A 12,241-nucleotide genomic window follows, 5' to 3' on the forward strand; every position below is an offset into this window, starting at 1 on the left:
TTATGCGTTCGGACATTTAACACCGCTACAAAACTCTTGCACACCGGATGCAAGACTGCTTACGCCACATTGTTCTTGAAGCCGATTTTCCATTTCAATAATAAATGGATAAATTGTGTCTATTGCTTCCTGCGGTGGGTAGCAGTTTAAACAACCGTATCCATGCCTGAATTCCACCTCACCGTTGTACGATTCGACGAAATAAAAGTCATTTTCAATGCCTTTGTAAGTGTACCAGTAGCGATGAATTACATTCGTCTTCTCAATGCCATGGAGAGTCAATGGTCTTCCTCCGCTCTCTGTGACGTACTCTATTTCTGTGAGGCCTTCAATGGACTTGGCTGAAGTGATGACGCACTCATTGGCAGGCACAGGTTCGAAGTAGGCGACCCTGGTGACACCTCGTATAGTCTCACATCCTATGGCAAAGACAGCCAAAATTAAGATCACTACAAGCTTCATTGCAATAGCTCGCATAACGCCGCGCACAGGAGCAGACAAATAAGCGCAGCGTTTTGGCTGTCCCAGCGACCAACGGGAGCGATTGCTGCGGCTTGTTAACTGCGATCATCCTCAGATGCAACCGCATTGAATATTTTGGCTAGCTCAGAACAGACGGACATAGGTACTCCCGTAGTTAGCAATGCTCCTTCTTGGAAACAGATATTGCCAACGTTCTCACCACCCTCGCAGTAGAATGCCACCCCTACACCAGAAAATATTACTTCTTCATGAGTAAATGGATTGACTCCCTTTCTATCTGGGGCTTGCTCAAGAAGTTCATGTTTAGAAATAACCTCGCTCCACAGATCAAGATCGATTCCTTCAGTACCTTTGACAATCTTGCCGAAGTCCATCAACTCTCCTTAGCAGTTAACGCCTCAATAACCGGCGCGCGCTTTTTGCGCGTCCGGCGCCGAAGGCGCGAAGTTGATTGACTAGTTAGCTGCCTCTGCCTGCATGCGAAATTTAGCAAAATAGGCAACCATTGGGTGAGAGTCTTTTTGCATTTCCTTAACTTTGGCTTTTCCTAGCTTTCTATGGAGAACGCCAATGACCCTTAGCAAAGGATGCTCTGACTTGATGCAATCTTGCGCTGAGATGTTTAATGACTCAAAGCACATAATTTTAAAATCATAACTGCTGAATTCACCCGCTTCATATAGATTACCTTCAGTTCTTTCGGAGTCGTTTACAGCTTTATGAGTTAGGCAATCAGTAGGCGTGAGTTCATGAAAATATGCTCCTTGCTCCCACCAAGAATTACAATCAGTAAGACTTACTTCTTGCTTTCCATCAATTACAACCCAACTTCTAGCCGTCTCATCTTGTCGCCTGTATGCGGTTGTAAAAACCTCGATTCTACCTTTGATTGAGTCAGCGAAATTTTCTTCTATTCGTTTCTTCAATTTTGACCATTGCATGAGATTTACTCTTTGCAGCTAACGCCCGGTACACGAGGCGCTTTGGAGCAGCGCAGCTGCGGAAAAGCGCTCGCCGTGCTGCCGTTTGTTAGGAGCCAACGCGGATCCCGACAAATCTACCGAGCTTTTCTCCACCAAACATGTGTACCGTCTGGCGAGTACCAGATATACCAAGCTCCGTGATTTCCCCTCGTAATTCATTGCCTGCATCACATATGTTTGCGTTTAAATCGATTACCAAGTAGCTACCCGTCAATGTATACGCCGGCTCAGGGATGAAGCCAGAATTAGCTATTGCTTGAACCTCAGAGTTTGCCTCTATGACACGTAGCCGTCTCCAGTCGCCGGAGGTACAAGTTTTCGCAGCCAATGAAGTAAATTCAACTTGCATCGTCTCAACTATCTTGGACGATTCATCCAGCAGTACAAGCGACCAAGGTGTGTCAAGCTTCCAAGTGCTTGGAGCTGGATTAGCGATTATACGGTTATACTCGCGAATATAAGCTTGATATTCCCTCTCTTCATGCGATAGGCATCCTGAAATAACAAACAAAAAAAGCAATCCTATGAAGCTTCGGTACATAATGCTCCTAACGCCCATAGCAGGGGCGGCCGAAGCCTAGCGTAGGCCGTCCCGCGCAGGCCTGAAGGGCCGGAGCAACCTGCCTGTGATTGTTATGCGGTTTCACACAAACCCCCAATACACGCCCCATGCTAACCCAAGGGCTGCAACAAGCTGGAACCAAGCGCTATACCTTTTATACAGAGCTACTCCACCAACTAGAAGCCCGAAGCTTGTTGGACCTAGTACATAGCCACCCCAAATAGCCCATCCCTCACAATCCGGTGTGCCCTCTGGGCAAGTATATATACCCGCTAAAGACCACAAGGCGCCACCCAATAATATTGATCCAGAGACAACAAGAACTAACGCAACAAAATTTCTAATATTCATTTCCGCTTTGATCTGATAGCCACATAACGCCGTGATAAGCGGCTTATTTTTTGTTGGTTTGAATGTGTGCTATTAAAGCACACATTTGAAGCGACGAAAAATAGGTCCGTCTTGATCGCCTTGTTATGTGTGCGTTAAATAGGTAGTAGATCGTTCAATTGCTCCCGCAACTTATTAGTAATAGCAAGGGCTTCGTTGCGTTTAGCTTCTTCAGACTCCTCACTTTTTATTAGCTTGTTTAGCTTTTCTAAGTATGGATTTAAGTCTATAGGTGGGTTCAGCCCTAATCTTGATTGTGTGGCCTGTAATTCTGACGTCAAGTCAAAGACCGTACACTTTCTATCGAACAGCTTGTCTAAAGAATCAAATAAATTCTCTAATAGCTCTATTTCTATCTCAGTCATATATTCCGAGGTGAGTTCACATGATGGCTACAACAGGGGCGGCTGGAGCGCAGCGTAGGCCGTCCCGCGAAGGGCCAAAGGCCCGTAGCAACCTGATTGTAATTGTTATGTACGTTGCTCAATATCAACTTCACATTCTGCGCCCTTACCGAGCTTACCCGCAAAAACGTACACTATGCCTTTCTTGAAAGTTTGGATGAACTCGTGCTCCGCTTTTTGATGAAGTCCTCCCCTTCGTAGATAGCAAGAAACCACTACCTTATGTTCTCCAGGATCAATGGAAATATTTTTTGTACTATTGAAGAAATCCGATACCTTCTCACCATCAATTGCTTCAATCCGTGTATTGGCTTGGGTTTCTAGTGGAATAAATGACTTTCCCCACGCATCATTTTGGGCAACCAAGACCGCTTTATTTAAATTCGGTTGATACATCTCTGGAGTCGTAGCACATGCCGCTAGAAATACTGTTAACAATATTACTCTTCTCATTACTAGGGCCTCACCACCTTATCGATTACACATAACAGTTTATTAAAGAGCCAGTGGCTCACTATCCATTTGGCCACTATTTCTGGGAGGGAGCCTCCAAGCTCCGCAAAAAAGCCTTTATTTACAGCAGGTTGTAAACCATTGTCTAAATAACAACCAGAAATAGTGAGCCATCGGCTCAAGTCGCCTGGCTCGACCTCCCACTCTTGAACACATTTTACCCATAATTAAATCAATAAGTTAGGGGGGGGAATTTCTGTAGATGTCAGCCATGGCTCTATAATTCGGGCTTTCGCACCGGCGATACGTCCACTCCACTACTGAAAACCACAGCCAGTATCACCCACTCGGTATCGCCATCGCCGCAATAGAGCTATGCACAGCTAGGCAATTCTCTACTTATACAACCTAAATAGGGCAACTGGGACACAAGAGCATCCCAGCCTGTAAAAATCTATACTTTAGTCAGCACTTTTTGTGAAAGACAGGCTGTCTTTCACCCGAACCCCGGTATTTGGGTCAGTCACATACCAAGTCAGCTCGTAATCTCCAGCCTCAAACCAAGCAGGTATGTTTAGATAATTTCGAGTGTAATCCTTCGCTTCAGAATAATTTAATACCACATCCCTTGATTTATGGATGGGATAGTTATCACCGTTGGGAAATTTAAGTACACTCCATTGTTCGAGTGTCACCAAAGATTGTGTAGAGTCTAAATTACGAATACTTGCGTCATAATTGACTCTTCCCCCATAGGTAGGAACTGAGAACTCGGCAGGTTCGTCAATCTCAATCGCCAACCGAATGTCGGAAACATCACCCTCAACAACCAGCTCAATGTCCCAGAAGTCTATATAACCACCGGACACATTGTATGTAAATCCACCTTCTCCATCGAGAAAGCTCTTTGCCAAGATACTATCTTCTCCCTGACAAATATTGATGCTTTTTTGCAACTGTGGAACAGGGTTAGGATTTTCAGATGTTGGAAGTTCGAAGGTCTTATACAACCCCAACAATTGCGGAGTAATAACCAAAAATGGATCTGCAGATTCATCTTTCGCTAAATAAGATAGTGCGGTAGCAGTTCCATTATCAACCTCGGCATTGATACAAATTTTACTAATGGTATCAAATTGATAGCCAACATCTACATTTATCTTATATTCAACCTCATTTTCCATCCTAAAGGGGAACGGCTCACCCAGGTCTATTTTTTTACTGATCGTATCAGCCTGAGCTAATGTCGATGTGCAGATTAGAGTGAAGCCAGCGATAGAATTTTTCAACACAGCCCTTTGCAGAGAACTGTTTTTATTTAGTTTTTTCAAAATTACAATCCATTACATATAGTATGAGATACGACAATATTTCAGACAGTTTTTTAGGACCAAATGCTGATAAAGCGAGACCTGTTCCTTGACAACCTATATTTTCCATATGTCTTGATAGCTCCAATCCACGAAAATACCTTTATAGATTTACTGGGCTAAAACTGTCGGAAGCATTGTATTTCACCCTGTCATACCTATCCAAAATTTTTTCCTCTTTAACCGTACCAGATAAAAAACTAAAGACAACACTGCTAATTAATCTGGTTATCCCAATAAAAATTTTTTAACGCGAGTTAAAATTGCGTAACCACCTCGGCCAAATTGCTACCCGTATCCCTAGTAAAACAATACTTTTAATCATCCGCTCGGAATCGCCATCGCCGCAATAGAGCTATGCACAGCCAGACGGTTGGCCACTTCGACAATACAACTCGCTACTAAATCAGCAGCGTGATCAGCAACGTTTACCGGCTGACCTGCATCGGTCTGCAGTGTCTTGGTGGTGACATAAACACTGGACATTAGATCGCCGGCACCATCTGTTTGTACTGTGTTTTGGTTGTCGATTACGGCAATAGAGCATTTAAGTACTGCAGCAGCCTGAGCTTCGTTGTTGGTAGGCTCCGTGGTCTGGGTTACCGTTGCGCGTACAATAGTTCCGGCACTGTGGCCGTCGTCGATGGTGTAGGCGAACTGCCAGGCCTCCAGGCCTGGCACTGTTATCGGGGAAAAGCTGGGCATTATCTACTCCTTTGCTTAATCAGATTTATGTACGCCGTTATGGGTGATGATGCGGTGCTGGGGATCGATACCGGCAGCATAGCTCTTGCCACCAACAGAGACCTTGTACACGGTACGCAGGCCGGCGCATTCGACCCGCTCGACACGCTCCCAGGTGAGCGGCTCTTCTTCATGCAGTACACCCAGCTCAACGTCCTGACAGTGCTGCGCCTCGTATACTTGGCCTGCACTGTCGGTGACAGGGGTTTCACGGCTGCAAATTACTTGGGCACCGCTTGTTGTGGTGAGCAATACACAGGGTATTTCTGACTCTGTATCTACTGCGCCAGTAATGAGGCTTAGATGGGTTTCCTCGTCGCCGGTATCCCAGCAGTCGATCAGGTCTCCGCTTTCGCAGTTGTCCGCTAGCAAACCTTCGCGCAGCCAACTGCCTGCGGCAACGCACCAGGGATCTCTAGGGACTGTGGTTCCACCTCCATTGCTCGGGGTTGTAATGGTGCCTATACCTCGGCGCCAGGTGCTGGCAGCCAGCTGGTAAATGTTCGTGGTCGCGTAATAGGTAACAGCGCCGCCCTGAGTGCCTGGATCATCACAGTACACATAATATTTAGTGCTGAAGGACAAACCAGTGATACTGCCACTGTTGTAATTAACAATGCCGAAACCAAACTGCACCGAATGCGCGGCAATTGTGATTTTTGCGGTACTGCCATCATCTAAAGAATTATTTAAAAGCCAGCACACCCTGATTCCAAGGCTCGTCGTCTTCGCTCAACAACAAAGCTGGTGATGCTCCGGAGGGGGCCGGCGCACCACCCAGCAAAGCGACCTGCGTAAAACGTGCATAAGGTAAGCCGTCCCGCGGAGGCCTGAAGGGCCGGAGCATCACTGCCCGTGATTGTTATGTGCGCCCAACGCTCGAAAGAGGACCAAGAGCTGAAGGACTGCAATTCCCACAAACACGAAACTCCAGAAATAGTAACTTGACTGAATCAACTCAGCTCCAATTGATATTTTCTTCTCAGCTTCTGCAAGCGATTTAAATTTCTCTGCAATCTGCACGTTTGTGTATTTCCCCGACTGAATTTCGGATGCCCAAGTAACGTACGAGTTCTGAATCTCACCATTAGCTGAAAATGTATTTCAATTTTCAAAGCTTTTGATACATAGAAAAAGAACTAAGATTAGCGGTAGAAGTACCACTGCTACAATTATCGATTTTTCTCTCTTCATGGCTCTATCACATAACGCCGCCAGCAGGGGCAGCTTACCTTGTGCGCGGTTTGCGCGAAAATAGGAGCGAAGCGACCCGCGCAAAACGTGCACAAGGTAAGATGTCCCGCGGAGGGCCGAAGGCCCGGAGTAAATTGCCCGGCCTTGTTATGTTTCAACCTCGCGCTCGCCTATACATTTTTGAATAGCGACCTCTTCAATGTATTTTTCAACCCTCTCTTGATCTATAAGCTCTCTAGGTGAATGGTTATCAATCAAATCATCTGCTAGACATGAGCATACTCGTCCCTTTTCGTCGGTATTTTCAGGCTTTACACAAGCCTCAACAAAAGACTCCTTGTAAGATGCATTGAACGTATCTGAGCTCTTGTCCAAGAATTTGTCGATAGCACCGTCGCATCCTGACAAGAATACTATGCAAACAAATAGTGGTTTATATTTCATAGCTTAATTATTACCAATTTAGAACATAACGCCCCAAGCAGAGGCTTATTTTGCGATTTGGAGCGAAGCGACAGCAAAATAAGTCCTGCTGGCTTGGCTTGTTATATTTAACTTTCAGGGTAGCCAATTTCCGCTAACTCCTCTGCAATATCTTGGATGGTAATATCAGGGTTTAAATATTCAAGGGTTTTGGCAGTAATGGGTGCATGTGCGTAGATATCGCGGATAGGTGCCAAAGGAATATCTTCTTCATAGTACTTTTCAGCGAAGTCTTGGTAAGTTCTAGGCTTTCTATCAAGTATTTCCAATAAGTATTCGGAACCATCAGGATCTTCGGATTTGGGTAGATCGAAATCCCCTCGACTCCAGCTCGGATCACTATTCAAGCGCCAAAAAGCAAATGAGACATTTTCAGTTGAAAAAGCGGGCTCTTTTAGCGCAGCGCTTAACTGACTTGGAACTCCCTTATATATATTCGGCCATGGTGATTGATCTTCTGTAGACCATGAAGACATTTCACTTTCATGATCGAACCCTTTAATGAAGCATCCAGCCTTGTTGAACCAAACAAAAAATTCGTCACCCATCCCATTTCTCATGGAACCCATTTGCTCGTGTTCATCCCATTTGGAGTTAAACGAGTAATATCTAGATTCCCATTCAGGAGACATAATTAGATCTAGCGTCGCTAGCGATTTTAGTAACCTTCTTAAATCATCTATATCACTTAATCTACTTAAATCTTTACTCGATATCATGATGGTTCACTTTAAATATAACGCCGCCGGCAGGGGCAGCTTACTCTGCGTACGATTTGTGCAAAAATGAGAGTGAGGCGACCTGCGCAAAACGTGCACAGGATAAGCTGTCCCACGGAGGGCCGAAGGCCCGGAGTAAATTGCCCGGCATTGTTATGCATGGCCGCTACACCACCAGCTTCCGTCCCGCCAAAATTATGGCAACAAAAAGCCCAAGGTAGTACGCACTCCACAAATTGAACTGCCTATCGCGTAACTTCTGGATAATACCAAACAATAGGAAAATGGAAGGTATAAGAGTGAAGTTCATTACAAGGCCAAATATTGCAGGTAAAACTGCTTGCTCATTTTGAACAATGGCAATTGGTGTAAGTGAAACTAGTACACCGACTATAGCCAACGCAATTGCGATTTCCTTAGGAAATTTCTTCTTCACTTGTATCTCTGATGTATTCACTTGAATTCTCTAAGATGCACAACGCTTCAAGCTGGGGCGCGCGGTAGCGCGTCCCGGCGCGAAGCGCCCTTGCAGCCTTGACTTGTTAACTGCCTGACCATTGCTTAATGGCACGGCCTATTTGCTCCTTGTCCTCTAGTGGTAAATTGGCAAGACTCCATTTGAGAAAGCCAATCACGGTCTGTTTTTGCTCGTGACTGCAACGAAACTTGAAAGCTAAATGTGGCAATTCAGGGCTCTTGCAGCGCCCGAACTCCGCGAGCGCATTGATGGTGTACATACATATGAGGTTACCATCTATGTCTCTATTCTGGACACACCAGGCCATGTAAGAGGGCATGTATTGGAGCGGCTCTAAGTCTGATATATCACTCATCGGGTCGGGGTGGGAGCAGATATAGTCTTCCGAGATGGCGCTGTTCTCAGATAACTGAAATGCTTCTGCGATTTCCGAGTACATGGGCAGTTAACGCCCCGCACAGGGGCAGACAAATAAGCGCAGCACTTTGGCTGTCCCAGCGACCAGCGGGAGCGATTGCTGCGGCTTGTTACACACGCCTTAGCTCTCTTAGTGAAAATCCCAAACCAAATATTGCTAGCGTATAAATAGCTAAAAGTGAAAGCCCTAACTTTAGATTGGTTTCTTCCACAGATTCTGTCCATTCACCTTCATATGACCTGCGAATTGTAACAATTTTACTGGCGCTAGAAACACTTATAAATTGTTTCTGATCATAGGTATTACTGTAATCACATTCTCCATTGATACAGGAGTAGCTGCCAGAACCAAATCCGATCTGAAACAGTTTAGAGTTTGGAAGGTAATTTCTTGCTCTCTCTACGTGCTCTAAACTTGGATTCAAGTACCCACTCACAACAGAGTATATCGGCAAAAAAACAAGCACTAGGCATGGCATTAATACAAAAAATACTACAACTAACTTTCGATTAAGCACTAATTCTCCTTACCGTGTAACGCTTTGCTCACCGGCACATACTGCTGGGAACGTTTTTGTGTAAAAATGGAGCGCAGCGACAGACACAAAAACGAACGTAGCAGTATGTGTCCGCGTACAGCAACTTGTTATTTTACTTTAACGTCAGAAACAAAGTTATGGTAGGTAGACCATTCAGGATCATTTTCTATTTCAATTTGTATCGGATATACGTCGTGTCCCACTAAAAGTTCGTTAAGTTTTTCCATCCATTCATCGGAGTCTCTAACGTACCAAATCCATTCTTTGCGTCCATTGCCAGTAACAACCATCATTAAATGTGACACACCATTTACGTCTAAGGGTGCTATTGCATCTTCAAAGACGATTTGTTTTTTGTTCGTATTTCGATCAGGCATGCCATTATTTTCTTTCTTTTCAAATGGCCAATATATGTTTATCAAAGTAGGGAAATCTGTTTCCTTTTCCCCCTTAGGGACACTTTGCATATTCCTGTAAATAACAGGCTTCCCTTCTTGCTCACCGGTTGCAGTGAAATATATATTTTCAGCAACTGCACTAGACATAAATATCAACCATATTAAAAATGTGCTAAAGATTTTCAACTTCTGCGACCCTCTCTAGGGAATATAACACCGCCAGCAGCGGCCGAGCGTAGCGAGGTCCAGCCCCGGAGGGGCGATGCTGCTTGGCCTTGTTACATTTATTTACTTGAAAAATAGGTTTTAAGCTTTGCCTCTTTAAACACATTCAGAAGTTCTTCGGATTTCTCAATTGGCACAAGGATTAATGGCAAGGAATCAGAATCTTCATCAATAGCAAGAAGCTTAAAACCTGCTTCGTTAGCACATTTAAACAAAGAGGGCCATTCACCATCCTGTAAGAAAGTTGCAATACCATAGTTACTTGATCTATAGAAATCCATGATTTCATTGTATGAGTCTGCTGTCTGTAGCTTTTCCTTAGAAAGGGTGTTTAATTGTAACAATGCATCATCTGGTTCATGAGCGCCATCTACGTATATAAGAAATTTATTTTTCATTAAAATTTCTACCACAATGACGGAATCAGACATGTCATCTACTGATTCGATGTCTCTTTCTCTGAGTTCGAACTCATATTCCTCAAGGAAAGATTCAGGTGAATTTAAATACAGATTTATATCGTTACTTGCCTTCTCACTAGACTTAGAAACTAATGATACCAACCTACTTAATGGGTGTGTTGGTTTGTCAGTCTTCTTCATGCTGGCATAGACAGCAAAAGATGCTAAGCATAAGCAAATGATTAGGAGTAGTTTCAAGGTTGTACCTCTTTGTAAATGTAACGTTCGTTTTTGCGGCGGCTGGAGCGTAGCGTAAGCCGTCCGGCCGCGATAGCGGCGTACAACATGCGCTTGTTATGATCTTGATGCCTCTAATGCTGCTGTGAGCCATTCTTGAAGCCCACGATACTCTATTTTACGACTGTCATCGTCGTGCCAGTAAGCAATTACCATTCCGGCATTTTCGCCTTCTGATTCATAGACCAAGTAGTCTCCACCACCATTGTAAGCAATTGGAATCCAGGATTTTGACATTGGCCCCTGTATATCTGTCATAGAACCATTTAAAAATTCCCATGCATCAATAACTTCGTCAATCGGTAGAAATGTCCGATTATCATTTTGATTCAGTGAGCCATATCCAGTTTGGCCATTGTGCCATTTGTAAAGAAGTTCCAAATCAGGTGGCAAATCTTTACCTTTGAAGCATTTCTCTTGAAGCTCTTTTAGATCTTCTTCGGATGCTCCCGGCTGAAGAGAATCAAAAACATCCTTGAAATTTTCTTTAAAGGAAGAATCTAGTTGCTCGAAAATTTTCTTAATCATTGTTCATTTCTTTTAAAATCATAACGCCGCACTAAGTTGTGCTAAAAGCGGATCTTTTGGCATCAACTTGAGTGCCTTGTTATACATTTTTTTTGATTACTTGTCTAAACGTCAAAGAAACTCTGCGCGACCTTTGAACTCTCTGCCCGTTTATTAAGTCACTTTTTCTATTTGGAATACTGTGCGTCCATTTATACCGAGCATCTTTTTGGAGTATTACTACCGATCTTGGATTTAACAAAATGGTTTGCTTCTCGACCTGTTTATTGCCAAATACCATTTCTGCTTGTGATCCAATACTTAGAGAAACAATTGTTTCCTTGAAACATGGCACACAATCAATATGTGCTGATATTCCTTGACCTGGCTCGTATTCATTGACGATAAGCTGGTCAAAGGTTTCTGAAATAAACTCTTTGGCATGTAAGCGAGATAGAATTTTGGCAGACCACTCAGGGAGTGCCCCGAGATAAAGAGAGCTATCAACGAACCTAGCCTTATAGTCGTATCGATATCCATAGTGCTGCACTCGTCGCTTTAAACTCGTAAGCCATACTTCATTATCCAAAGAATCTAGTAGAAATTGCTCTTCTTCTTTGGAGATAAACTCTTCTATGTGTGTTAAACCGTGAATCATATTATTTTCGTAAAATGTATAACGCTTAGCACACAGGCAGACAAACCGTAGGCTTGACTGTCCAGCCACGAAGTGGCGATTGTGCTGCGATTTGTTATGTTTTTGACCACTTTACTGCTTGACCCGAACAAAGCTTTGCAGCCCAGCAGTTATTAACGAATGGGGCCGCAGAACAACTTGTGTTTATGATCGCATCAGCATCTAACGATGCAGCTTTTGCCTTTAGAGTTTCAATTGCTTTTTCTGCGTCACCCCAAACTCGACCTCCATAAGGAGCACCTGAACAGTCAGCAGCGCTAATATCATCTATGGTGGTATATTCTTTATCAGGAACTTGGCCTTCCTTAAGAATCTCTATTTGATCCACTCTTGCTGCTTGATCTGGAGTCAGCTTGGGTGCCCCCATTACACAACCTGTAAGAGCAAAAACAATAGAGACAATAATCAATAACTTCATTAGTACTCCTTAAACATAACGCTTTGCTAAGGGGCAGACAAACCAAAGGTTTGGCTGTCTCGCGGAAGCCGCGCCTTTT

The 12,241-nt window shown here is 44.0% G+C and carries 19 protein-coding genes; all 19 read right to left on the minus strand.

Annotated features, from left to right (window positions below; translation table 11 throughout):
* The 19 genes from ACJJI7_RS20205 to ACJJI7_RS20295 all read right to left on the minus strand — a co-directional run bounded on the left by ACJJI7_RS20205 (window position 1) and on the right by ACJJI7_RS20295 (window position 12,162).
* Entirely contained in the window at window positions 1-462 is a 462-nt protein-coding gene (locus tag ACJJI7_RS20205; RefSeq protein WP_444901365.1) for a hypothetical protein, read from the minus strand.
* A 95-nt stretch (window positions 463-557) separates the two neighbouring features.
* Window positions 558-857: a hypothetical protein gene (locus ACJJI7_RS20210; protein WP_282953169.1), complete on the minus strand. Its 300-nt coding sequence runs from the start codon at window positions 855-857 to the stop codon at window positions 558-560.
* Window positions 858-938: 81 nt separating this feature from the next.
* On the minus strand, window positions 939-1,424 hold the full coding sequence (locus ACJJI7_RS20215) for an SF0329 family protein (RefSeq protein WP_282953168.1): 486 nt from the start codon (window positions 1,422-1,424) through the stop codon (window positions 939-941).
* Window positions 1,425-1,512: 88 nt separating this feature from the next.
* Complete coding sequence (locus ACJJI7_RS20220; protein WP_475717102.1) at window positions 1,513-2,007, minus strand: hypothetical protein; 495 nt, start codon at window positions 2,005-2,007, stop codon at window positions 1,513-1,515.
* Between the two features lie 506 nt (window positions 2,008-2,513).
* Complete coding sequence (locus ACJJI7_RS20225; protein ID WP_282953166.1) at window positions 2,514-2,783, minus strand: hypothetical protein; 270 nt, start codon at window positions 2,781-2,783, stop codon at window positions 2,514-2,516.
* A gap of 105 nt (window positions 2,784-2,888) precedes the next feature.
* Window positions 2,889-3,275, minus strand: coding sequence for a DUF2057 domain-containing protein (locus ACJJI7_RS20230; RefSeq protein ID WP_020412076.1), 387 nt, complete (start codon window positions 3,273-3,275; stop codon window positions 2,889-2,891).
* A gap of 461 nt (window positions 3,276-3,736) precedes the next feature.
* Window positions 3,737-4,606 carry a hypothetical protein gene (locus ACJJI7_RS20235; RefSeq protein ID WP_282953164.1) on the minus strand — a complete coding sequence of 290 codons (870 nt, stop codon included), beginning with the start codon at window positions 4,604-4,606 and terminating at the stop codon, window positions 3,737-3,739.
* A 360-nt stretch (window positions 4,607-4,966) separates the two neighbouring features.
* The gene (locus tag ACJJI7_RS20240; protein ID WP_282953163.1) at window positions 4,967-5,350 is read right to left on the minus strand and encodes a hypothetical protein; all 384 of its coding nucleotides are present in this window, start codon (window positions 5,348-5,350) and stop codon (window positions 4,967-4,969) included.
* Window positions 5,351-5,365: 15 nt separating this feature from the next.
* The gene (locus tag ACJJI7_RS20245) at window positions 5,366-6,094 is read right to left on the minus strand and encodes a hypothetical protein (protein WP_282953162.1); all 729 of its coding nucleotides are present in this window, start codon (window positions 6,092-6,094) and stop codon (window positions 5,366-5,368) included.
* Between the two features lie 636 nt (window positions 6,095-6,730).
* Complete coding sequence (locus ACJJI7_RS20250; protein WP_282953161.1) at window positions 6,731-7,027, minus strand: hypothetical protein; 297 nt, start codon at window positions 7,025-7,027, stop codon at window positions 6,731-6,733.
* 107 nt (window positions 7,028-7,134) lie between these two features.
* Window positions 7,135-7,614: a hypothetical protein gene (locus ACJJI7_RS20255; protein ID WP_282953160.1), complete on the minus strand. Its 480-nt coding sequence runs from the start codon at window positions 7,612-7,614 to the stop codon at window positions 7,135-7,137.
* Window positions 7,615-7,951: 337 nt separating this feature from the next.
* A complete protein-coding gene (locus ACJJI7_RS20260) occupies window positions 7,952-8,221 on the minus strand; it encodes a hypothetical protein (RefSeq protein ID WP_282953159.1) in 270 nt (89 codons plus the stop codon).
* Between the two features lie 106 nt (window positions 8,222-8,327).
* Window positions 8,328-8,702: a hypothetical protein gene (locus ACJJI7_RS20265; RefSeq protein WP_282953158.1), complete on the minus strand. Its 375-nt coding sequence runs from the start codon at window positions 8,700-8,702 to the stop codon at window positions 8,328-8,330.
* An 88-nt stretch (window positions 8,703-8,790) separates the two neighbouring features.
* Entirely contained in the window at window positions 8,791-9,198 is a 408-nt protein-coding gene (locus tag ACJJI7_RS20270; protein ID WP_282953157.1) for a hypothetical protein, read from the minus strand.
* A 128-nt stretch (window positions 9,199-9,326) separates the two neighbouring features.
* On the minus strand, window positions 9,327-9,764 hold the full coding sequence (locus ACJJI7_RS20275) for a DUF695 domain-containing protein (protein WP_444901364.1): 438 nt from the start codon (window positions 9,762-9,764) through the stop codon (window positions 9,327-9,329).
* A gap of 137 nt (window positions 9,765-9,901) precedes the next feature.
* Complete coding sequence (locus ACJJI7_RS20280; protein ID WP_169337086.1) at window positions 9,902-10,501, minus strand: DUF6630 family protein; 600 nt, start codon at window positions 10,499-10,501, stop codon at window positions 9,902-9,904.
* A gap of 96 nt (window positions 10,502-10,597) precedes the next feature.
* Window positions 10,598-11,068, minus strand: a complete 471-nt coding sequence (locus ACJJI7_RS20285; protein ID WP_020411197.1) for an SMI1/KNR4 family protein — start codon at window positions 11,066-11,068, stop codon at window positions 10,598-10,600.
* Window positions 11,069-11,147: 79 nt separating this feature from the next.
* Window positions 11,148-11,705 (minus strand): alpha-ketoglutarate-dependent dioxygenase AlkB, encoded by a 558-nt coding sequence (locus ACJJI7_RS20290; RefSeq protein ID WP_282953155.1) that lies wholly within the window; start codon window positions 11,703-11,705, stop codon window positions 11,148-11,150.
* 94 nt (window positions 11,706-11,799) lie between these two features.
* Complete coding sequence (locus ACJJI7_RS20295; RefSeq protein WP_020411195.1) at window positions 11,800-12,162, minus strand: hypothetical protein; 363 nt, start codon at window positions 12,160-12,162, stop codon at window positions 11,800-11,802.
* Window positions 12,163-12,241: the final 79 nt, after the last annotated feature.

It is taken from the genome of Microbulbifer variabilis (genome assembly GCF_056232115.1).